Source organism: Bacillus sp. REN10 (assembly GCF_016820555.1).
GTDB lineage: Bacteria > Bacillota > Bacilli > Bacillales > Domibacillaceae > Bacillus_CE.
On the sequence record NZ_JADHDW010000016.1, the window covers coordinates 1 to 22765 of the forward strand.

The window sequence follows — 22765 nt, forward strand, 5'->3', positions numbered from 1 at the left end:
TTTTTTGCCCGATTGTATTGACGCCATTTCCTCGACCCTTTTTGACACCGGCTCATGAGAATTTGCAGTTCTCTCCCTTTTTTGTTTCGCAACCGGTGAACACTGCGCATCTTTCTGCCCGAAATCACTAGCGCTTGTCCATGAGTACTAACAGCGGCAATGGTATGAATTTCTCCTGGATCGATCGCGGCTGTCTGACCGTCTGACACGGGGACGGGCTCGATGCCGTCTTCATACGACAAACAGGCATGCCACCGACCATCGTAGATGAGTTCCACTTCTTTGACCACACCACTAGCTGGAGCCGAGGAGAGTTTCAACACAAGTGGTTTCTGTTGTTTTCCTTTCCACCGGCCTAGACTGAGTGTCAACTTGCGTCCTTTAAGTACAAAGGATTGGTCGACCCATTTGGGAGGAAACACGAACTTTTCTTTGTATGGATAGCGGATAGACTTGTTCGTTTTCCGCGCTTGGCGAACGCCTTCCCGGGCATGCAAAAACTTATGGCACACCGCTTGGATCGTCTGACTGTGAAGCGGATACAAGCCTTTGAGTTCCGATTGAAGGTCACTTTTGTTGATCCATTGGCCATGAATTCGGTAGTAATACCGAGCCAGCTGTACGCAGTCATTCCAAATCGTTCCGCAAATCCGACGTAGGTGAAATAACTCTTGAAGCGTAGACCGTGGCGCTGTAAAGCTTGTTTTCAACGTGCGNAAAGAGCAAATGGATACGATCATCCTTTTTTCTTTCGACAAAGTTCGGAAGGTCCTCCATACAACGTTTTTCGGCTGTGCCCTTCACTCTCCTTGAGGAAGGGGACTTCTCTCGGATCATGTTAAATAGGTAGAATTTTTGTACAATAAAACCATAGTTTATTAGAAGAAAAGCAGATAAAGTGAAACGATGCATGGCCTTCATTTTGAGTGAACGATTTCCAATAACGGAAGGGAGATGTTTATATGAAAAACGAAACAATGGCAGAACATATGCAAGACGGCATCCATGTGAAGAAGTATGTCAATTTCATTGATGGTGTGTGGGTAGCGTCCGAATCTGGAAAGTTCAAAACAAATACGAATCCCGTTAATGGAGAAGTACTTGGGGAAGTGACTCAATCTACAAAAGTGGATGTCAATCAAGCGGTGGCTGCAGCGAAGCGGGCGCAAAAGGAATGGCGCAATGTACCGGCTCCAGAGCGTGCAGATGTGTTATATAAAGTAGCTTTTTTATTAAAAGAGCGTAAAGAAGAGCTCGCGCAGATCTTAACGAAAGAAATGGGAAAGGTGATTGCGGAAGCACGAGGAGAAGTTCAAGAAGCAATTGATATGGCCTATTATATGGCGGGAGAGGGACGCCGTTTATTCGGTGATACTGTTCCATCGGAGCTTCGTAATAAGTTTGCGATGAGTATCCGTGTGCCTGTCGGTGTAGCTGGGCTGATTACGCCATGGAATTTCCCCATTGCGATTGCCGCGTGGAAATCACTTCCGGCTCTTGTGTCTGGCAATGCAGTCGTTTGGAAACCAGCCTCAGAAACGCCGATATTAGCAGGAGAGTTTGTGAAAATTTATGACGAAGCAGGCCTGCCAAAAGGGTTAGTTAATCTCGTTCATGGATCTGGTAGTGTTGTAGGAAACGCGATGGTGGATCATCCGGATATTGACCTGATTTCTTTTACAGGCTCCAATGAAGTCGGCAAGATGATCAATGCTCGTGCAGGCGGCATGTTAAAGCGGACTTCTCTTGAAATGGGTGGGAAAAATGCAGTGACGGTGCTTGAAGACGCTGATTTGGATCTTGCCGTAGACGGGATTGTTTGGAGTGCGTTTGGAACGAGTGGACAGCGCTGCACTGCTTGCAGCCGCATTATTGTTCATGAAGCGGTGAAAGAAGAGCTGGAAAAGAAGCTGCTAGAGAAAATCGCAACATTAACGCTTGGTGATGGTCTTGACGAATCAGTTCATGTGGGACCAGTCATCAATCGTTCGTCTTTAGAGAAAATAAATGAGTATGTCCAAATCGGCAAACAAGAAGGAGCTAAATTGCTTTGCGGCGGTGAGATTGTCACAAAGGATGGTCTCGACAAAGGAAACTTCTATGCACCGACATTATTTACCGACGTGCAATCGCATATGAGAATTGCGCAAGAGGAGATTTTCGGACCGGTGGCTTCCATTATTTCCGTGAAAAGCTTAGAGGAAGCCATTGAAGTGAATAACAGCGTGGAATTTGGTCTATCTAGCTCCATTTTCACCGCTAATGTGAATCGAGCTTTCCAAGCGATGAGAGATTTAGATACAGGTATTGTTTATATTAATGCCGGTACGACGGGAGCGGAAATTCATTTGCCATTTGGAGGAACGAAAGGAACCGGAAATGGACATCGAGATTCGGGGGTAGCCTCGCTAGATGTATACACAGAATGGAAGTCTGTTTATGTAGATTACAGCGGCAAAATTCAAAGAGCGCAAATTGATAATTATTAATGATGTAAAACAGCCCTTGCTTAAACGTAGAGCAAGGGCTGTTTTATATAATGAGATAGGAAATAAGTTCCTGAAAGCGTATTGAAATTTGCATTTTTTTATTTTCATACGATAATTCAAGTAAGAAGATCATTGATAAAGCAGGTGTAAAGATGAGCGGTGTCCAACAGATATTTTGTTTGCCCATTCATAAGTTGAGACAAAATCGACAATATCAAACGATTGATCTGCATCGGATGTATAAGCAAGGAGAGATTGATAAGGATTATAAAGGGTATTATATGTTTGAAGTAAATGAAAACCAATATGGTCAGAAACTATATTTTGAAGATAGTTATTTGTATATGGAAAATCGCATGAAACGGCTATATGAAGATGCAAATAAGATTTATCATCAACTCGTGAATGGTACCAGTGATACAAAAAAGAAGTGGTGTGCAGAATTGCTAAAAACAGACTATCAGCTAATGTTATTATGTTCATTATATTGCGGAACAGCTTATCAACCATTTATGTCCGTTAAACAAATGGCTGCATGGTTAAATGAACAGATGGCGATGGATATTTATTGTGAGGTGCTATCATCTCAAGAGCATACACCTCTTTGTTCCATAGAAATTGTCAAAGAGTGGCTTAGCGAACCATTCAGTTGTCAACTATTTCAAAATCAGTATAGTGATTTTGAAACAACCAATAAAAAAGAGAACGGTTTATTGCAACTGTTGCCATATAGAATGAAGAAGCGAAAGTAAAGGCTGTCTCAACAAGTGCTTGAGTCAGTCTTTTTTGCTAATTGTTACGACAAAATGTTACACGTGAAACATGTCGAATATTCGTATCATGAAAATTTAACAATTGACATACCATTATGGGTATATTATTATATATAAAAATACCCTTATAGGTATATGGAGGCTAAAATGATGTTTTCTAACGTATTATCAACTGAAGCTCAACAAATGCTGCAGGAAAAGAAAAACTTAGTCGTTGTCGATGTAAGAGAAGCTGGCGAGGTGGCAGGCGGAACGATTCCAGGAGCGATTAATATTCCGTTAGGCCAAGTGTTAGCCCGAATGGATGAATTTCAGGCAGACAAAGAATATTTGATCATTTGTCGAAGCGGTAATCGCAGCTCTCTAGCTTGTGAATGGCTGTCCAGTAAAGGGTTCCAAGTGACAAATTTACTTGGCGGTATGATGAGTTGGGAAGGGCCAGTAGAATAATCAACAAGCGTTCTTCTGTATAGGAAGAACGCTTGTTTAATCGACTATTTTCTTAAATAATACCCAGCAATTCTTGCAGTTTATTCACTGTATAAGTAGGCTTGGCTTCCTCGACGTGTTTTCCATCTTTATGGTCGATCCAAACAGAATCCATTTTCATTCGTGTTGCCCCTAAAATATCCGTGCTTAAATTATCACCAACCATTACCACATCTTGCGGTGACAAGTCCATTAATCTTAAAGCATGTTCAAAAATAACAGGATCTGGCTTGCCGAATCCGACATTTCCGGAAATAACAATGTGTTCAAAATAAGGAACAAGTTCAGGAGTCATCGTTAATTTCTCTAATTGTAGAGATGGGGCACCATTTGTTAAAAGTAAGAGGCGATAACCTTTATCTTTTAATGTATCAAGTACTTGGAAAGTTTCCTCGTACACGAAAGGGGATTGTCGGCGAACTTCGCGGAATCGTTCTTTTGCCCAAGCAGCCGCTGTTTCAATTCCTAATTTCTTTAAACCGTTTTCCCACGATTTCAGTTGGTAGTCGCTAATTTGTTCGCCCATTTGCCTGAACTGATGATGATGAACATCCCCAAAGTTTCCCCAAAGTCCTTCAAATGGATTAATGCCAATTTGAACGGTGATTGGGAAAAAAGAATAGGTTTCGTATTGTTCTCGAGCTGCTGCTCTTACATGTTCTTCAATTGTTATTGCGTCAATGCCGTATTGTTCTGCTAACTCTTGGCATGTGATATCAAAAGCAGTTTGGATGCTTTTGCGGTCATTTAATAATGTGTCGTCTAAATCAAAAAATACAGCTTTTTTCATTCGATAAACTCCCTCATTTAATAGTGATGAGGAATGTATTCGACAAAACTAAACAAAATCCTTCTGAGATAAGAGGGAAAGTAAAGAGAGCATTAATTAAAAGAAGCTGCATTCTTTTTTCGTTTAAACCAGGCGAAGAAAGACGAAAGGTGGTAAACAGGTACTTCCCGTTTTACTTGCTTATTTTGCAGATTAGCTAACAACAGCCGATCGCGAATTTCGATGTCTTTATGTTCAATGCTTTCAATCTTTTCCCTCATCCATCGTTGGTATTGAGCTAGCTCTTTCACTAATTCCTTATTGACCTCGATTAATGTTTGCTGTTGCTCCTCAAGCTTGGCAATTTTGCTTAATAATGGCTCATCGTGTATGACAGGTTCATGATTTATTTGAGCAGGGAGGTCCTCCTGCTGCTGCTTGACAGCTAGTTCAATCGCTGCTTCCATAGACATGTTTTGATCTTGAACTGCTTTGAATATGCGTTGCATTGCAATAATATCTTTTTGATAAAAAACGCGGGAGTTATTGATGCCTCTATCAAAATGGTAGCCTGCTGCTTCTAGGGCCAGTGAATATTTGCGTAATGTGCTAGCTCCGACTCCAAGACTTTTGGCAACTTCTGAACTGAAATAAGCCTGTTCCATCTTTCATCCCTCCGCAGTAAGAGGATTATCCCATTAGAAAATCCCCTCCGTATTTTTTGCCATAGATAATAGATTCCATGCTTAATAGAAAGCTCCTTTCACTAGTTTTGTTGATTAGTTAATAGTTTTGTCGAGGAGGATGATTGAGGTAAAAAAAGAAGACGGCTGTAATTGCCAGTCTTCTTTTCGGGATTAAAAGTTTTTAGAAATATCGCTTAGGGCAGAACCAGCACTTTCATTTGCTTGCTCTCTAACAGATAGATCACCTAGGGAGACAATTCCAGCTAATTGTCCGTTCTCTACGACCGGCAATCGGCGGATCTGATGTTGAGCCATAAGAGCAGCAGCTTCCTCTAGAGAGGCATCTGGAGAAATGGATACGATATTATTGGACATCACCTCTGAAACTTTGCTATTTTGCTGGTTGGCTAATCCACGTACGACTAAATCGCGGTCAGTGACCATTCCAACGACTTGCCCATTATTTACTACTGGAATCGCACCGACATTTAAGGACTCCATTTTACTTGCGGCAGTTTCCATTGAATCTTGACTTGTACAGTAAGCTACATCTCTAGACATAATTTCACGTACTTTCATCTTGCACCTCCAAAAAGAATTCAAGCTTATTATGTGTAAAAATTAGAAGACTATACTTTTTGATTTTTACTTGTTGGCAATTGAAATTAACCAAACTGTTTAAATAAAATATAAAAAATTGAAACTTTTACCTAAATGGTGCGTATGAAAAATTGAGTAAGAAAGATGAGGTGATTAAATTGGGTTTCTTTAACCGGCTATTTAACCGCGGAAAAGCGGAAACTAAAGTAGAAGAACGGACAGTATTCAATTTACAAGTAGGCGACATTGTTACGTATGATCTGCAAGATTTTCAAGTGATTGGAAAACTGCATTATAATGATCATGGGTATACGTGGGCTGCGTATCAATTGCAAGGAGATGGAAAAGCGGTTTGGCTCAGCGTTGAGCTGGACGATGAACTGGAGCTTGGCATATATCAAACAGTGAAGTTGCCGTTAGAGTCACCGATTCCGAAAAAAGTCACTTATGAGGGGCGGCAGTACAGATTAGAGGAGAATGGCAAAGCTTATGTAACTGGAGAAGGTCGCAGTCAAAATGTGAATGGAAAAGAAATGAAGTATTATGACTTTGAAGACGCGTCTGAAGAACATTTCTTATCTGTGGAAGTTTGGGGCAGTGAAGTAGAAGTAAGTTATGGTTATGCCATTGATGAATATGAAATCAAAATTTTAGCGGGAAGTTGAGGAGGAGCAAGCATGTTTCAATTTTTTAAACGAGTAAAAACTTATGTAGGTTCTGAGTTAAATGCGGCACTTGATAAAGCGGAAGATCCGGTGAAAATGCTTGATCAATTTATGCGTGAAATGGAAGCTGATATTCGTGAAGCAGAAACAGCTGTCGCGAAGCAAATTGCTAATGAAAAAATGCTAAAGAAGAAATTTGACGATGCTGCCCAAATGGCGGAAAAGCGTCAGCAGCAAGCGATCGAGGCGCTAGAGGCAGGCAATGAGGATCTGGCTCGCCGGGCGCTTGAAGACAAAAAAGTTCATGAAGGCCAAGCGGAGGCGATGCGTTCAGCTTATGAGCAGGCAGCTACTGATGCGAAGGTGTTACGAGAGAAGCTAGATGAGATGAAGCGTGAGTATCAAGAGATGAAGTTGAAGAAGGATACATTAAAAGCAAGGGCAGAATCGGCGAAAACAAGAACGAAGATGAATCGTGCCATGTCTTCTGTTGGCAGCGATGAATCGAGACGCGGGTTTGAGCGGATGGAAGAGAAAGTGCTACAATATGAAGCGGAAGCGGAGACGTCGGAAGATTTGCGTTCTTCCTCACGAAGCCTTGATGAAGAACTAGAAGCGTTGAAAGCTAAAAGTGCTGTTGATGATGAGTTGGCTGCGTTAAAGAAAAAATTAGGGAAAGAATAATTTCTTTCCCGTTTTTATTGGAGTGTTTCTCATGAAGAAGCGAATGTGTTTAATTCCCGTTTTGTTGGCTGCTCTCATAGCGATCCTTTCCGGTTGCGGGAACGGCAAAGTGGAAGAATATATTTCTGAGCAGTATATGCTGATTGATGTCGTTCAAAGTCCGTCTTCTGACAAGGACAATTCCTATGTTTATCAAGCTGAAAATCAGTCAGTGCCTGATGTGGCAAAAGAGTTAATTGGGGTGGAAAAGCCGGAAGAGACGGGGAAGTATGTCAATGGTAAACAAGTCCTTATTTATGATCATCATTTAATCATCTTAACGAAAGATCCTGATAATGAAGCAGATACCTTGATTGAGGTTGCTACAGAAGGTTTTGTTCGAGATTATTACCGTCCAAGCTTTTTCCAAGGGATGCTGATAGGTCATGTGCTTACTAATATGTTCGGGAAAGATTGGGATCACAAACAGCGAAATCGTTGCGGTCCGACTCATAATGAAGATTGTTACGAGGGGTATGGCTCTTCGGGGGGCGGCTATTATGGCAATTGGGGCTCCAGTTCTTCTGGAAGAGGTTCGACGTTCCGAGGTGGTGGCCCTGGAGAAGGGAAATAATGAGATTATTTAGTAAAGGGGAAGAATAATGAATCCGTTTTTATTAACATTTCTTTACTTTGCCATTGCCATTGGTGTGGTAGTTGTAGGGTTGGTTTTATTTGAAATGATGACGAAAAAATATAAAGATTGGGAAGAGATTCGCGAAGGAAATGCGGCTGTCGCGCTGTCGATTGGTGGAAAAATTATAGGGATTTGTATCATTTTAATGTTCTCTATTTTTCATAATGACACGATTATCCAAACGGTGATTTGGGGAGCCTATGGCATTGCTTTGCAACTGATTGCTTATCTATTGTTTGACTTATTGACACGAGGCTTTTCAGTAGAAGAGCAACTGAAGAATCGCAATATCGCTGTAGGATTAATCTCTTTTTGTGTATCAGTTGGCTTTGCTTGTGTGGTCGGCGCTTCTATTAGTTAATAACAGCAAGAGGCAATGAAAAGGTGAGAGAAATGGTTGATGAACAACGATTAAGTCAGAGCAAGAGTATTTATTGGGCATCCGGAATTGTGTCTATTTGCGGCATTATCTTTGAAGTGCTATTCGGTGCTCTTGGCTCTTATATTTTAGGAGATGGGGTTAAGCAGTATACACTAACCATCTCTCTTTTTTTAACGGGTATGGGTATAGGGGCTTTTATTAGTGAAAAAATTACAAAAAAGCTTGTTTTATCATTCATTTGGATTGAGTATAGTATTGTATTAATAGGTGGTTTATCAGCCTTTTTGCTGTTTGGTGTAACCGCTTATTTACCGGAAGGCACAGATGCTCTCTTTCTTTATGGGATCACGCTGATTGTTGGAACATTGACAGGGGTCGAACTGCCAGTATTAATTCGTAAGGCGAATGAGATCGGCATTGCTTTACATAAAAGCACCGCAAAAGTATTATTTTCTGATTATGCCGGTGGGCTCATTGGCGGGTTATTGTTTTTATTTCTTCTCCGTCCTTATTTCGGGCTTGTGAAAACCGCTTTTATTGTAGCTGCTATTAATATTTTGACAGCGATTTGGATCACCGTTAAATTCCGGTGTGAACTAACAAAGTATACGGTTCATCTTGGAGCTGGAATCGTGTTTCTTTTAGTTATTATGGCTGGGATCTTATTTGGAGAAGAAGCAGCCTTTCATTTTGAACAGAAGTTGTATAAAGATCCTATCGTTTATTCAGAACAAACTGCCTATCAAAAGATTATCTTAACGAGAGAAGATGGAGATACGAGGCTTTATTTAGATGGACAGCTTCAATTTAGTTCAGCAGATGAGCATCGCTATCATGAAACATTAGTGCATCCTGTTATGGCAGCTGCTGAGCGAAAAGAGCGGATTTTAGTACTTGGTGGCGGAGATGGATTAGCTGTTCGAGAATTGCTGAAGTACAAGGAAGTATCTGATATTACGCTCGTTGATCTCGATCCTCAAATGGTAAAGTTAGCAGACGAGAATCATTTTTTAGTCGATTTAAATGAAGGTTCGCTTAAAAATAACCGAGTAAACATCGTGCATGAAGATGCCTTTCAATTTATGGAGCAAGCGAAAGGTTTTTATGATGTCATCATTGTTGATTTGCCCGATCCTAATAATGAATCTTTAAATAAATTGTACACGCTGGAGTTTTATTCATTGCTGCGCAATCATTTATCGCCTAGTGGTGCAATAGTCGTGCAAGCAACAAGTCCGGTATTTGCTCCTGAAGTATATTGGACGATTGATCGAACGATCGCTGCTGCAGGGTTACAAACGGAGAATTTGCATGTAGATATTCCAAGCTTTGGGGGATGGGGATTTGTTCTTGCTTCTCGAGAGTCGATCGACCTAAAAACGCTGGAGATTCATAGCAACACCCGTTATTTAACAACGGGTTTATTGCCATCATTGAGTTACTTTGGAAAAGATGAAGATGCACGAATAGAAGGGAAAGATGGAACGGTTCAACCCATAGAACCGAATACATTAATTCGTCCAAACTTAATTGAAGTATACGAAAAATCTTGGAAATATTATTAATGAAAGGAGGCTAGCTCGATACGAGACAGCCTCCTTCTTCGCTAATTGTTTGTTTCCATAGGAAGCAGTTTCCCAGGGTTTAAAATCTGATTCGGATCAAGCAGTTGTTTAATACCAGTCATAATTGATAAGGCTTCCCCATGTTCTTGTTGCTGGTATTTTATTTTTCCAATCCCGACTCCATGCTCCCCTGAACAGCTGCCGCCTAAGGAAAGGGCAAACTCAACAATTTCTTCGTTTAACAAATGAGTTTTTGTGACCTGTTCCAGAACTTCTGGATTGAATAAAGTGAGTGTATGGAAATTCCCATCGCCGATATGGCCGAGGACCGCTCCATCTAGTCCATGTTCATCAATTCGAGTTCGCGCATATTCCACCATTTCCGGAAGTTTAGAAATCGGCACGCATACATCGGTTCCGATTGTTTTCAGTTTTGGATCGCTATGTCGGAATGCATAAGAAAGATCATGCCGTGCTTTCCATAACTGTGATCTTTTTAAGCTGTCTTTTTCAAAAATAAATTCCTCACAATGTTGCTCTTCACAAAGCGCTTGTACAAATTCAGCATCCTCTTGATTGCCTGCTTCATTGCCGTGAAACTCTAAAAATAAAGAAGGTGTTTCTTTAAAGTTTGTGTCGCTATAATGGTTCACTTGGGAAATAGAACGTGCGTCAACAAGCTCCATGCGAGCGATTGGAATGCCTGCTCTTAAAATCGATACCGCTGTTTCTACACATTGCTTTACGGAAGAAAAGCAAGCGCGAGCCGCCATAATAGATTCCGGAATTCCATGCAGTTTTAATGTGATTTCTGTGAACAGACCAAGTGTTCCTTCTGAGCCTGCGAATAAGCTATTTAGATGGTAACCAGATGAAGATTTTTTGGCTAGACTGCCTGTATGCAGCACGCGCCCATCCGCTAGCACGACTTCAAGATCTAAAATTTGATCTTTCATTACACCATAGCGGACAGCTTGAGTGCCGCTTGCATTTGTCGCTGTCATTCCGCCAATGGTCGCATCCGCTCCGGGATCGACAGGGAAAAACAGTCCGTGTTTATTTAATTCCTGATTTAATTGCAGTCGAGTGATTCCAGGCTGTACTTTGACTATTAAATCTTCTGGCCGTAACTCGATGATGCGGTTCATTTGAGAAAAATCAACAGAAATCCCTTTGTGAATCGGGATGACATGACCTTCAAGGCTTGAACCAACGCCAAATGGAACGACCGGAATCCGCTTTTCATTGGCATAAACAAGCAAGCTTTGTACATCTTCTTTTGATGTGGGGAAAAAGACCACATCGGGAAGTGCAGGCTCAAAGTAAGATTCATCCTTACTATGATGTTCTAAAATCGTTTCATTGATCGACACCTTTTCTTTGCCGAATCTTTCTAGCAGTTCCTCATAAATATTCATAAAAATCACATGATTCCTTTCTATTTATGTATACAGAATATTTTATACAAATTGCGCCTTGAATTCTATGTAATTTGGCTAATTTCCCCTTTTTTCATTTCAATAAAACAAAAATTCTTTTAAACTAAAAAAAGGGAGGGGAGTGTTTTATGTTTAGTTCATCTAGTTATTTATCTGTATGGCAAGCACCGATGGCTGGTGTGACGACGCCAGAGTTAGTAGCCGCTGTTTCTAATGCAGGCGGTCTTGGGAATATCGGAGCTGGTTATTTATCGGGCGCACAGACAGAACAATTTATTCAGCAAGTAAAAAAGTTAACAGATGCTCCATTCGGCATCAATCTTTTCGTACCTGAGCCAATCGAAGAGGATACAGAAAGAGTAAAATATGCTCAAAGTCTGCTTATTTCTTATCGACAAGAGCTAGGGATGGAACGAGATACGTCAGAAAAGATAACCGTTCCGTCCACATACTTGGAGCAGCTTGAAGTAGTGTTAAAAGAAAGAGTACCGATTTGTTCTTTCACTTTCGGATTACCTGAAGAAGAAGTGATTCAACGTTTAAAAGCAAATAGAACAATTGTTATCGGAACGGCTACGACGGTAGAAGAAGCGATAGCTGTCGAGAAAGCAGGGATGGATGCAGTAGTTGTGCAAGGAAGCGAAGCAGGAGGGCATCGCGGGAGTTTTGAGAAACCAGAACGTTTAATCGGTTTGATGTCACTGTTGCCACAAGTTGTGCAGGAGGTGCAAATTCCTGTTATTGCAGCAGGTGGAATTATGAATAGTCAAGGGGTAGCAGCTGCTCTTTGTTTAGGAGCATCAGCGGTACAGATGGGGACTGCTTTTTTAGTTACGGAAGAAAGTGGCGCTCATCCGCTTCATAAGGAAGCGATTTTGACGGCGAGTGAAACAGACGCTGTACTGACAAAAGCTTTTTCAGGCAAATCGGCAAGAGGCATTACTAATCGATTTTTGCAAGAGATGCAGGCACACGAAGCGAAGTTGCCTCCTTACCCGGTTCAAAACACTTTGACTGCTGGAATTCGAAAACAAGCAGCCAAGCTCAATAAAGCCGATTATTTATCACTTTGGTCTGGACAAAGTCCGCGGTTAAGTAAACGGCAAACAGCTGAACAATTAATCAGACTCATAGAAAAAGAAGTAGGAGAAGTATTGCAAGGCAGTCTGCGCAAAATAAAGAGATAAATATAAAAAAGATCAACCTATTTGCTGGTTGATCTTTTTATCTATTTAATAAAATTGAATAAATTCGAAGGCTAAGTTTAAGAAGAAAATAGAGTGAAGAGCGGCGAAGATTAATCCTTGTTTATTTAACTTTTTCATTAGTACACGATCCATATCTATCACCTCGTTAATTGTTTGTAAACTGATTATACAATATTGTCACAGAAAGTTCAAAATATTTTTAATAAATTGTTACATTTTTTTTAGCGTTTATCTAGATGGGGTGAACGACCTCGTTCAATGAGTTGCATAAATAGAACAATGAGCCACGTCGTACTTGAAATGGTTCAAAATCTCGCTTCACAAAAAAGAAGGCATCCTAAGTGGATACCTTCTGCTGTCTTATAATATGGGTGAAAGCAATCTCGAGATGGATTCTTTAAACTTGATCACATTGGATCGGTTTTGATACTTTTCTTCTGTGAGCTCATAAGATAATTTCATGTCTTCTTCAAATATATGGGCCAATTTTTTGCCGGTGTCATAATCATAAATAAAAGCATTAACTTCAAAATTCAGTTTAAAACTGCGAACATCAATATTAGCTGTACCAACAGAACTAAGCTTTTCGTCAACGACGATTGTTTTTGCATGAATAAATCCATTATCATAAATATAAATTTTTGCTCCCGCTTTAATGAGTTCACCTGCATTGGAATAAGTAGCCCAATAAACGAACATATGGTCAGGTTTGTTCGGGATCATGATGCGAACATCAACTCCGCAAAGAGCCGCAATTCGTAGCGCGTCAAGCAAGCTGGCATCAGGAATAAAGTAAGGTGATTGAATATAAATCGATTTTTTGGCGGAAGAGATCATTTTAATATAGCCGCTTTTAATTTGCTCCCACTCTGAATCAGGGCCGCTTGTGACAACTTGCATCGATATATCGTTTTGGCTAGGGTGGTGAGGAAAGAGCCGGTCCGAATAGTCGATGTCATGGGTCTCAGATGCTTGATTCCAATCTAAAATAAAGCGCGTTTGAATGGAATGAACAGCGCTTCCTTCTATTCGCAAATGAGTGTCGCGCCAATAACCGAATTTTGGGTCTAAACCAAGATATTCATCGCCGACATTGAATCCGCCAACATAACCAATTTTTCCATCAATAATGACAAGCTTGCGGTGATTCCGATAATTTAAGCGTAAATTAATTAAAGGAACGCGGGAAGGGAAAAAGACTTCGACACATCCGCCGGCATCCATTAATGCTTGAAAATCTTTTTTACGAACGCCTCGTGACCCCATTTCGTCATATAGAATTTTTACTGCAACGCCTTGGCGAGCTTTCTCGATTAATAGTTTGAGGATTTCAGAACCGAGATTGTCGAGCCGTAAAATATAATACTGCAGATGAATATGATCCGTTGCTTGCTGCATATCATTCATTAAAGCGTTAAATTTTTCCCTTCCATCTGTATAGATCGTAATATCATTATCCTCTGTTAGAATCGCATCGTTATTTCTTAAAAACATGGATACTAAATCTTCATGTTCTTCGGTTTGAGGATTGCGAAAGTCAAATTGACCGAGATGAATCTCTTCCATTTGTCTCTTAATTGTTGTATCAATTCCGACTTTCTTTTTATCATCCCAATCAAATAGTCTCTGCCTGCTTAAATTTTGTCCAAAAATTAAATAAAGAATAAATCCGAGTATAGGTATGAAGAATAATACCATTAACCAAGCCCACGTAGCAGAGGCATCTTTTCTTTCTAGAAAAATAACAATAGAAGATAAAGCGATATTTAACAATAACAGAGCGGTTGCTAACCACCCCCATACATCCATGCCCATAATGGTATCCACCTTTTCAATCATAAATTTTAATGTCGGGTTTTGCCCAGCATAACATATCTTATTTTACCAATTTGCAAACCATTTTACTATGTAGAAAAGAGGAGATCCATATAGTTGAGAAAGAATAACGTTTTTCTAATAAAACCTACTTGACTTATAGGTATTTGTGGTATAGTCTTTTCAATAGACAAAAGGAGGAAGGTAAGAATGAGTTCGACCTTAATTATTTTAAATGTAACGGCTCTGCTTATATTAGTGGGCGTTTTATACTTTATGCAAAAAAAACATATCTCATTTTCTAAACGCGTTTTTATTGCATTAGGACTAGGGATTGCTTTTGGCTTCCTATTACAGCTACTATACGGTTTAGAGTCGAAGGTGCTACTTCAATCTACTGAATGGTTTAGTGTTATCGGCACGGGGTATGTGAAGTTACTTCAAATGGTCGTGATGCCGCTTGTGTTTATTTCCATTGTTTCTGCGTTTACAAAGCTGACGATTACCAATAATTTAGGAAAGATTGCTGCGCTAATTATTGGACTTTTAGTTGGAACAACAGCTATCGCAGCGGCTGTAGGAGTCGTCACTTCTTTGGGCTTTGGTTTAGAAGCTGTACAAATAGAAGGCGGCGAGGCAGAACAAGCCCGCGGTTTGGAAATTGAACAGAAGTATACAGAAATTGAAGGTCAGACATTTCCGCAAAAAATCGTGGAATTATTGCCAGCCAATCCATTCCTTGATTTTACTGGTCAAAGAGGAACATCGACGATTGCTGTTGTAATTTTTGCCGCTTTCGTTGGGATGGCTTACTTAGGAGTGAAAAGAAAAGAGCCAGAACAAGCGGATTTCTTCAAAAAAATGGTAGATGCTTTATATAGCATTGTGATGCGTATTGTAACAATTGTTCTTCGGTTAACACCGTATGGAATTTTAGCGATTATGGCTAAAACGGTAGCGATGAGTAATTTTTCAGAGATCGCTAAGCTTGGAGAATTCGTGCTTGCTTCTTACGTGGCATTAGCGATTGTATTTTTGATTCATTTAGTCATTTTAACATTTGTCGGGCTCAATCCGATGACATATGTGAAAAAGGCATTCCCTGTGTTGACGTTTGCTTTTACCTCTCGTTCAAGCGCAGGAACGCTGCCATTAAATATTCAAGCTCAGAAAAAAGCATTGGGTGTTCCTGAAGGGATTGCCAACTTTGCTGGATCATTTGGGTTATCCATTGGACAAAATGGCTGTGCCGGGGTGTATCCAGCTATGCTGGCAGTGATGATTGCTCCGACTGCAGGTATTGATCCGCTTTCACCATCTTTTATCGCAACCTTGATTGTTGTTGTAGCGATCAGCTCATTTGGGGTAGCGGGTGTAGGTGGAGGAGCGACATTCGCAGCCATTCTTGTTTTATCAACGATGAATCTTCCAGTCGCATTAGCTGGGTTATTGATTTCAGTAGAACCTCTTATTGACATGGCGCGTACAGCGGTCAATGTGAGCGGAAGCATGACAGCGGGTCTTGTAACGAGTCGTGTGACGAAAGAGTTAGATACAGATATATATAAACAGCCGCAAGATGAAACTATTTATAATTAAAAAAAGCCGGGAGACCGGCTTTTTTTGATCTATTTTTTAAAATTGGCTATTTTACATGAATAGGTCAAAAACAGTTGAAAGCAATGTTGTTGTTTCATCTAAAAAATTGAAACCTTTTGTTTAGTTTAAACGTAAAAAAGGGAACAATAGTTTTAAAGGAGTGTTGAAAAATGAGCAATAATCAACGGGTATTAAAAATAATTGATCGTCTATCTATGTTAGGGATAAAAGTGTCGAAAACGAAGTCCCGTCTAGAAGTATATCGTTCTTTAAAACAAGTGATTTACGTGAAGCCTTAAACGGAGAGCTGTTTTGAGTTTGTCCAGCTAAACAGCAAGTGCTCATCCTTAAAAGGAAAGGATGAGACCATCACTGATAACTATTCTATTGTTAAACTACACTTTGCTGTTTCTTTTTTTGAATCGACCGGTAAATAAAATAGCCGATGATAATAACAAGCCCTCCAACCGCTGTTAAAATACCAAAATTTTGTTCAATAAATGGTTTTGCTTGATCGCCAAGCCAAAAAATAATCATACCTTCAAGGAAGAAGCGAAGTCCGCGGCCTACTAACGACCAGATGACTAAGACGTTTAGTCGAATTCTAGCTACTCCTGAAAAGATCGTAAATACTTTGAATGGAATTGGTGTAAAGCCTGCAATTAAAATGGCAAGCGCCCCATATTTTTTAAAATAGTTTTCTACTTTAAGAATAGTTTCCTCAGAAATAAATGCTTTTAAAATGGGTCGTCCAAGCTTTCGGCCAATGACCCAGCCAAGAATAGCTCCGAGAACGGAAGCGATAGTTGTATACAAAGCAAATAATAAAGCGCGGTCTGGATCAGCAATCGCTAAGGGTAACAATATAACATCTGGCGGAATGGGAAAGAATGATGATTCAGTGAATGCGACAACAATCAATCCCCATACTCCATATTCTAATAACCACATTTCGAACTGATGAATTAAATCAGACATGTTCAAATAGTCTCCTTTAATTTTTAAAATCCACACATGAAATTATAGCATTATTTACTTAGTCACACTAGCTGGGAGCATAGAAACAAAAAAACAGCCCTACATAGGGGCTGATGTTTTATATGAGTGAATAAACGAGTCGATGTTTTTCTCTATTATATTTATGAGGCAGTTGTTAATACTATCTTCTTTTTCTTGGTGATACTGAATCAGGCGTTTTTTCCACTTGCTATATTCTACTTTATTATTAAGAATGTAGCTTAGTTGCGGTTCAATAGCTTGATACACGTTTAGTTCATAAATTAAGCGTTTATCTTTCAAATATTGAATATTGATTTCTTCTTGTCCCGGCAAGGCGCTTAAAATAAAAGTAGGCAGTGATTTCTCTAGTACTTCTGTGATCGTAATACCTCCGGGTTTAGTAATAATGGCGGCGGCTTCATTATAGTAACGATTCATTTGTTGGCGGCAGCTTGTATAGCCAATGGGCTCAATATGATCGTGATTTAATGATGAGATCCATTCATGCAGTTTATGATTGTTTCCGCATAACACTTTATAATAATATTGATTGCGCTCAGTCATGAGTTGGCTCAGTAGTGTTTGTACATTCCCAAGACCGCTATTTCCGCCAGCAATGAGAATATACTGTTTTTGGCATGATTCTTTACGTTCATAGAAAGAAGGGTGTACAGGAATCCCTGTGACGAATATTTGCTCTGTTTTCAATTGGAATTGCTCAACAAGCTGTTTTTTCGCTTCTTGATGTGGAACAAAATGATAATCAATATATTCTTTTCCCCACACATCATTAATGAAAAAGTCAGTGTAAACATTTATAACAGGCGTTGTTACTTTTCCTTGTCGCTTTAAATTATTTAGTAGCTTCGAAGGATAACAATGAGTGCAAATGATCAAATCAGGATTCTCTTCTTTGATAAAGTGGTTCATTCTCCATTCAAAATATTTATTCCACAAGACAATCGGGGACCAAGACGCTGAGTTTTGCTTATTTGTATACATAAACGAGTGATAAAATCGGCTGTAAGATGCGGGCTGTTTACTAATCCACTTCAAGTAGATGCCGGAAATGATGGATTCCAGCCCGCTATGAAAATGACTTAAAAGATCGACTGTTTGTACTTCTACATTATTTGCGATCGTTCTTGAATGGTCAATAATGGCTTCAGCCGCTTTATGGTGCCCAGAAGGCATACGAAATAAGGGAAGTAACAAAATCTTCATAAGATATAACTCCTTTAGCGCTGAGTATGAGTGGAACTTTTTTTTGATTGGAATGATTTGATCAGAAGATGGACCATAAATCCAATAAAGAAAACAGCTCCGGCTATAGTTAAATAGACAGGGTGAATATCGATATAAGAACTAATGACAAAACCGATCAGCATATAAATCAATACCCAAATTAATGAGCCAAAAACAGAAAGAACAATAAAAAATAAAAACGGAAACTTGGATATCCCTGCAAAATACGGATTGAATTGACGTATGCCAGGGATGAAAAACCCAACAACTAGCGAGTTCTTCATATCCCAATGAAGGATGAGTTTTTTTACCTTTCCATTGTTCATCCCTATATACTTGCCGTATCGATCAAGAAGAGGTTTACCGATTTTCCGGCCCAGAACATAACTAGTGATCATCCCCATAAACGCACCGCAACCAATCGACAGCCAAGCGGGTACAAAAGCAATTCCGCTTTGCTTAGCTAATAGACCAACATAGACAAACAGGCTCTCCTCTGGAACAGGTATTCCGACAATTCCGAAAAAACCGACAATAAATAAAAGGATATAGCCGTATTGTGATACGTATTCAAGTATTTGTGTTTCCATTTTACCCCTCACTTTTAACTGTCGTTTGAAGAAGGACAGGAATCGTCACGAATTGATATTCTTTAGATGCAGGGTCGGACAGAAAAAGCTCTAATGCTTCAATTGTATTTGCTGGTGCATGTAAATCAGCACCTAACGTAGTGCCACTGTCATGAAGAGTGATAATAGCTCCGCTTGAACAAGCGGATTGAATGCGCTTAGCCAATGTTTTTGGTTGAACCTTTTCTTTCCAATCGCCCGGGATCGCCGTCCACATGATCGTGCGCAATGGTTTTGATGCGGGTAAGGAAAATAAATTAAAATGCCCCCATGGCGGCCGATAATACTGAGTTGTTGCTCCTGTAATGGTTTCGACTGCCTCGACCGCTTTCCTTAGTTGCTTGCGAAACAAGAGGGGGGGAAGCAACCAATTAGATAAATGAATATAATTATGTACACCGACAGTATGCCCCCGTCGATGCATATCTTGAATGATTTCCGGATAAACACGCGCCTTAGCTCCTACGACAAAGAAAGTTGCTTTCACTTCGTATTTCTCAAGCAAATCCAAAAGCCTAGGCGTATATATAGGATCGGGTCCATCATCAAAGGTTAAGGCAACCATCTGACGCCCTTGACCGCGTTGATAAATACCTGTTCCTGTTAGACGAATAAATAGAGTTGGGCCCACTGTATAAAGCAATATAGCCCCGATAAGACAAAGAATAGCAATCATTTTTTGACTCCTTTTCTTTCATTGCGAAAGTCAAAGAATTTTTTTTATTTCTCGCTTATTAAATCATAGGGACAAAAGAATCACAAGAAAAAAAGAGTGGGATGTTGGAGGTGTTTTGAAAGAGGGGGGGCCCTGATACGTTTGAATGAGTGAACAAAAGAAAACATGTGACCTCTTGATCACATGTGGATATTAGTAAGTATTATGTGGTTTTCAAGATAATGCTTTTGATTCTGCCAATGGAAGCGAAGATGGTTTGGATAGTGAACCTTCACTTACTTGTGGTTTTCTTCGTACCTCCACATATTTAACTTGACGGTCTTCCATTTCTTTAATAAGGAATAAATAGCCGTTATATTCAATAATATCACCTTGAGCCGCTTCATAATTTTCGGTTAACATCCATCCGCCAATTGTATCAATGTCTTCATCTTGCATGTCGAGATTGAGGAGGTTGTTGATTTCAGAAATGAGTACTTTACCATCAACGATGAAATGAGAATCTGTTAGCTTTCGAATGAGAGGCACTTCATCGAGGTCAAATTCATCTTGAATTTCTCCTACGATCTCTTCAAGGATGTCTTCTATTGTGACTAACCCAGACGTTCCGCCATATTCATCCATTAAGATGGCCATATGGATTCTTTCTTTTTGCAGTTTCACGAGCAGTTCATGAATGGGAATAGAGTCAATTACTCGAATCGTTGGTCGCACGTATTGTTCCAGTTGAAGCTGTCCGGTTTCTTTGTTTTTGACATAATCGGTAAGAACTTCTTTAAAATTAATTAATCCAATAATATGATCCTTATCTCCATCAATAATTGGATAACGAGTAAATCTTTCTTCACAAACGATATTTATAAAGGAATCAATGGTTTCATCTTTAGAAAGAGTCACCATTTCTGTGCGCGGAACCATAATTTCCTTAGCAATTCGATCATCAAACTCAAAGATTTTATTGACGTATTTAAATTCAGAAGGGTTGATTTCTCCGCTTCTTAAGCTTTCTGATAAAATGATTCGCAGTTCTTCTTCAGAATGGGCAATGTCTCCTTCTGAAACCGGTTTTAAGCCGAACAGACCAGTTACGACGCGAGCAGAGCTGTTAAGCATCCAAATAAAAGGATACATCGCTTTATAAAAGAAGATTAACGGCTTTGCCACGGTTAAAGTCATAGTTTCCGCTTTTTGAATGGCTAATGTTTTGGGAGCCAGTTCCCCAACCACTACATGAAGAAAAGTAATGATTGTAAAGGCAACTCCAACAGATATAACGTGAGAGAGTGAGTTTGGAATATTTAGCATTTCCATGAGTGGATATAAGAGGCCAGCAACGACCGGTTCTCCAATCCAGCCAAGGGCTAAAGCAGTGATGGTAATACCGAGTTGACAAGCAGATAAATATTCATCAAGCCCCATGATCACCTGTTTAGCAGCTATGGCTCGCGGATGTCCTTCTTCGATTAGCTGGTTAATACGAGAACTGCGAACTTTGACAATAGCGAACTCAGAAACAACAAAAAACGCAGTTAAAGCAATAAGGATGACGACGAGCACCAGGTTAAATATGTCCAAGTAAATTCCCTATCTCATTAAAGCAATGAAATAGGAGTCACCTCCTGTAAAATAAAGTTACCTGATCGGGTAAATCCATCTTCATTTACTGTCCTTCTGTTCTTTGTTAAGAAGAGAAGGGTTATGGGAGAAGTTATATTGAACGATCACTGTCCCATCGAATCACCCCTTATCGCTTGTAAGCTTGATACTCTTTATTATATTAAAGACAGATTATTCAGTCAAATAGAGAATGCTATATTATATGATGGCTTGAAAGCTGATATGTTCTAAGGAAACGATCACATGAGCTGCTGTAAAAACCATGAAGCGATGGTGAAATAAATGATGAGCGATAAAATATCATTAATCGTTGTAATAAGCGGACCGGATGCTACAGCAGGGTCGATATTTAATTTATATAGGATCAAAGGAATCACTGTTCCAGCTAGTGTTCCAATAATTAATGTAAGCAGTAAAGAGGCGCCAACAACAATACCTAAAGTAGCACTACCTTGCCATAGTAGGGCAATAAAGAAAATAAGGACGCTGCAAATCGTTCCAATAATTAAACCAACGCCAAATTCCCTAGCAACAAGATTTAATACGGTTTTCATATCAATATCGCGTGAAGCAAGTCCTCGAACGACGACAGCCAGTGATTGAGTGCCGGTATTTCCCGTCATTCCTGCAATCATGGGCATGAAAAAGGTGAGTGCGACTACTTGCTGTAACGTTTCTTCATATCCCGAGATAATACTGCCTGATACAAGACCGATAAATAAAAGTAAAATCAGCCATGGAAGGCGGCGGAAAGCAGCCACTCCTGCTTTTGTGTCGAAATCAATGGATTTACCTGAAGCGGATAGTTTTTCAATATCTTCGTTGGCTTCTTGAATAACAACATCGAGAATATCATCAAACGTCACGATCCCGACTAACACGCCTTCTTCATCCACTACGGGAATAGCAAGAAAGTCGTACCGCTCAATGAGTCGCGCGATTTCTTCCTGATCTGTATAGACAGAAACGGATATAACCCGAGCGTACATGATATCCTGCACTTTTTCATCAATATCGGCAATTAACAAGTCGCGGTAAGAAACAACGCCAACCAGTTTATTTTGGTCATTGGTTACGTATAAATAATTGATCGTTTCAGCGTATTCAGCAAAGGACTTCAGCTTATCTACAGCTTCGCGAACTGTAAAATAGTCCTTGATCCAGACAAAACGGTTTGTCATTAAGCGACCAGCTGTTTCAGGTGGATAAGTCATCATATTTTCGATGATGGTTGATTCTTCTTTTTTCATTCCGGCAAGAAATGTTTTAATATTTTCTGGGGACATATCATCAAGCAGGGAAGCCAAGTCATCATTGTCCATATCATCTAGAATTTTTCGAGAACGCTCTTTCCCTACTTTTTTTAGTACAGCTAGCTGATCCTCATTGTCTAGCTCCTGAATCATATCGGTTAAAACCGGTATGCTAAGCTGCAGCAAGAAACGAGTTTGATGTTTTTCAGGCAAGCTTGTATATATCGTTGCCATATCGTATGGGTGCAATTCATCTAATAACTTTTGTAACTCGATTTTTTTCCCGTCTTTCAAAGCTTTTATAATGAGTAAAGTCATTTGATCTTCAGTTAAGTTTTGCATCATCTGAATCCCCTCCTTGGTGAAAACAGCAAATCAGTACTATTATAAAACGAAAATGTAAAAAAAGTGAAAAAGAATATGAAAATAATCTGATTTTTAGATTCGTGTTTTCGATTTAATTTGCTAAAATAGATAGTATAACAAAATGATGTGGGGACCGTCATG

At 39.7% G+C, this 22765-nt stretch carries 22 protein-coding genes; 11 read left to right on the forward strand and 11 right to left on the reverse strand.

What is annotated here, in order from left to right; translation table 11 throughout:
* The first annotated feature begins 1007 nt into the window (after positions 1 to 1007).
* The 3 genes from IRB43_RS15815 to IRB43_RS15825 all read left to right on the forward strand — a co-directional run bounded on the left by IRB43_RS15815 (position 1008) and on the right by IRB43_RS15825 (position 3712).
* Positions 1008 to 2489, forward strand: coding sequence for an aldehyde dehydrogenase family protein (locus IRB43_RS15815; protein ID WP_203364490.1), 1482 nt, complete (start codon positions 1008 to 1010; stop codon positions 2487 to 2489).
* Positions 2490 to 2641: 152 nt separating this feature from the next.
* The gene (locus tag IRB43_RS15820) at positions 2642 to 3241 is read left to right on the forward strand and encodes a hypothetical protein (protein WP_203364451.1); all 600 of its coding nucleotides are present in this window, start codon (positions 2642 to 2644) and stop codon (positions 3239 to 3241) included.
* Between the two features lie 171 nt (positions 3242 to 3412).
* Positions 3413 to 3712, forward strand: coding sequence for a rhodanese-like domain-containing protein (locus IRB43_RS15825; protein ID WP_203364452.1), 300 nt, complete (start codon positions 3413 to 3415; stop codon positions 3710 to 3712).
* Between the two features lie 52 nt (positions 3713 to 3764).
* On the opposite strand, the gene IRB43_RS15830 is transcribed toward IRB43_RS15825, so the two are convergent.
* From IRB43_RS15830 to IRB43_RS15840, 3 genes are all read right to left on the reverse strand, one after another.
* Positions 3765 to 4541 carry an HAD family hydrolase gene (locus tag IRB43_RS15830; RefSeq protein ID WP_203364453.1) on the reverse strand — a complete coding sequence of 259 codons (777 nt, stop codon included), beginning with the start codon at positions 4539 to 4541 and terminating at the stop codon, positions 3765 to 3767.
* 92 nt (positions 4542 to 4633) lie between these two features.
* The gene (locus IRB43_RS15835; protein ID WP_203364454.1) at positions 4634 to 5185 is read right to left on the reverse strand and encodes a helix-turn-helix domain-containing protein; all 552 of its coding nucleotides are present in this window, start codon (positions 5183 to 5185) and stop codon (positions 4634 to 4636) included.
* 192 nt (positions 5186 to 5377) lie between these two features.
* Positions 5378 to 5785, reverse strand: coding sequence for a CBS domain-containing protein (locus IRB43_RS15840; RefSeq protein WP_203364455.1), 408 nt, complete (start codon positions 5783 to 5785; stop codon positions 5378 to 5380).
* A 152-nt stretch (positions 5786 to 5937) separates the two neighbouring features.
* Here IRB43_RS15840 and IRB43_RS15845 point away from each other — a divergent pair, with 152 nt between their 5' ends.
* Genes IRB43_RS15845 through IRB43_RS15865 form a run of 5 tightly spaced genes read left to right on the forward strand, consistent with a single transcriptional unit; the run spans position 5938 to position 9778 of the window.
* Positions 5938 to 6471 carry a DUF4178 domain-containing protein gene (locus IRB43_RS15845; protein ID WP_343070898.1) on the forward strand — a complete coding sequence of 178 codons (534 nt, stop codon included), beginning with the start codon at positions 5938 to 5940 and terminating at the stop codon, positions 6469 to 6471.
* Positions 6472 to 6483: 12 nt separating this feature from the next.
* On the forward strand, positions 6484 to 7155 hold the full coding sequence (locus IRB43_RS15850) for a PspA/IM30 family protein (RefSeq protein ID WP_203364456.1): 672 nt from the start codon (positions 6484 to 6486) through the stop codon (positions 7153 to 7155).
* 31 nt (positions 7156 to 7186) lie between these two features.
* On the forward strand, positions 7187 to 7768 hold the full coding sequence (locus IRB43_RS15855) for a DUF4247 domain-containing protein (RefSeq protein WP_203364457.1): 582 nt from the start codon (positions 7187 to 7189) through the stop codon (positions 7766 to 7768).
* 28 nt (positions 7769 to 7796) lie between these two features.
* The gene (locus IRB43_RS15860) at positions 7797 to 8192 is read left to right on the forward strand and encodes a DUF350 domain-containing protein (RefSeq protein WP_203364458.1); all 396 of its coding nucleotides are present in this window, start codon (positions 7797 to 7799) and stop codon (positions 8190 to 8192) included.
* A 32-nt stretch (positions 8193 to 8224) separates the two neighbouring features.
* On the forward strand, positions 8225 to 9778 hold the full coding sequence (locus IRB43_RS15865; protein ID WP_203364492.1) for a polyamine aminopropyltransferase: 1554 nt from the start codon (positions 8225 to 8227) through the stop codon (positions 9776 to 9778).
* Between the two features lie 41 nt (positions 9779 to 9819).
* Here IRB43_RS15865 and IRB43_RS15870 read toward each other — a convergent pair whose 3' ends face one another.
* Positions 9820 to 11196, reverse strand: a complete 1377-nt coding sequence (locus IRB43_RS15870) for an FAD-binding oxidoreductase (RefSeq protein WP_203364459.1) — start codon at positions 11194 to 11196, stop codon at positions 9820 to 9822.
* A 149-nt stretch (positions 11197 to 11345) separates the two neighbouring features.
* Here IRB43_RS15870 and IRB43_RS15875 point away from each other — a divergent pair, with 149 nt between their 5' ends.
* Positions 11346 to 12404: an NAD(P)H-dependent flavin oxidoreductase gene (locus IRB43_RS15875; protein ID WP_203364460.1), complete on the forward strand. Its 1059-nt coding sequence runs from the start codon at positions 11346 to 11348 to the stop codon at positions 12402 to 12404.
* 381 nt (positions 12405 to 12785) lie between these two features.
* Here IRB43_RS15875 and cls read toward each other — a convergent pair whose 3' ends face one another.
* On the reverse strand, positions 12786 to 14234 hold the full coding sequence (cls, locus tag IRB43_RS15880) for a cardiolipin synthase (RefSeq protein WP_203364493.1): 1449 nt from the start codon (positions 14232 to 14234) through the stop codon (positions 12786 to 12788).
* 216 nt (positions 14235 to 14450) lie between these two features.
* On the opposite strand from cls, the gene IRB43_RS15885 reads away from it, so the two are divergent.
* The gene (locus IRB43_RS15885; protein WP_203364461.1) at positions 14451 to 15839 is read left to right on the forward strand and encodes an L-cystine transporter; all 1389 of its coding nucleotides are present in this window, start codon (positions 14451 to 14453) and stop codon (positions 15837 to 15839) included.
* Positions 15840 to 16009: 170 nt separating this feature from the next.
* Positions 16010 to 16138: an Lmo0850 family protein gene (locus IRB43_RS18015; RefSeq protein WP_275296789.1), complete on the forward strand. Its 129-nt coding sequence runs from the start codon at positions 16010 to 16012 to the stop codon at positions 16136 to 16138.
* A 91-nt stretch (positions 16139 to 16229) separates the two neighbouring features.
* Here IRB43_RS18015 and IRB43_RS15890 read toward each other — a convergent pair whose 3' ends face one another.
* The 6 genes from IRB43_RS15890 to mgtE all read right to left on the reverse strand — a co-directional run bounded on the left by IRB43_RS15890 (position 16230) and on the right by mgtE (position 22603).
* Positions 16230 to 16817: a YqaA family protein gene (locus tag IRB43_RS15890; protein WP_203364462.1), complete on the reverse strand. Its 588-nt coding sequence runs from the start codon at positions 16815 to 16817 to the stop codon at positions 16230 to 16232.
* Positions 16818 to 16916: 99 nt separating this feature from the next.
* Positions 16917 to 18062, reverse strand: a complete 1146-nt coding sequence (locus tag IRB43_RS15895) for an MGDG synthase family glycosyltransferase (protein WP_203364463.1) — start codon at positions 18060 to 18062, stop codon at positions 16917 to 16919.
* A 14-nt stretch (positions 18063 to 18076) separates the two neighbouring features.
* Positions 18077 to 18673 carry a DedA family protein gene (locus IRB43_RS15900; RefSeq protein WP_203364464.1) on the reverse strand — a complete coding sequence of 199 codons (597 nt, stop codon included), beginning with the start codon at positions 18671 to 18673 and terminating at the stop codon, positions 18077 to 18079.
* 1 nt (position 18674) lies between these two features.
* Positions 18675 to 19388 carry a polysaccharide deacetylase family protein gene (locus IRB43_RS15905; RefSeq protein WP_203364465.1) on the reverse strand — a complete coding sequence of 238 codons (714 nt, stop codon included), beginning with the start codon at positions 19386 to 19388 and terminating at the stop codon, positions 18675 to 18677.
* A gap of 213 nt (positions 19389 to 19601) precedes the next feature.
* Positions 19602 to 20963: a hemolysin family protein gene (locus IRB43_RS15910; protein WP_203364466.1), complete on the reverse strand. Its 1362-nt coding sequence runs from the start codon at positions 20961 to 20963 to the stop codon at positions 19602 to 19604.
* 281 nt (positions 20964 to 21244) lie between these two features.
* Positions 21245 to 22603, reverse strand: coding sequence for a magnesium transporter (gene mgtE / locus IRB43_RS15915; protein ID WP_203364467.1), 1359 nt, complete (start codon positions 22601 to 22603; stop codon positions 21245 to 21247).
* Positions 22604 to 22765: the final 162 nt, after the last annotated feature.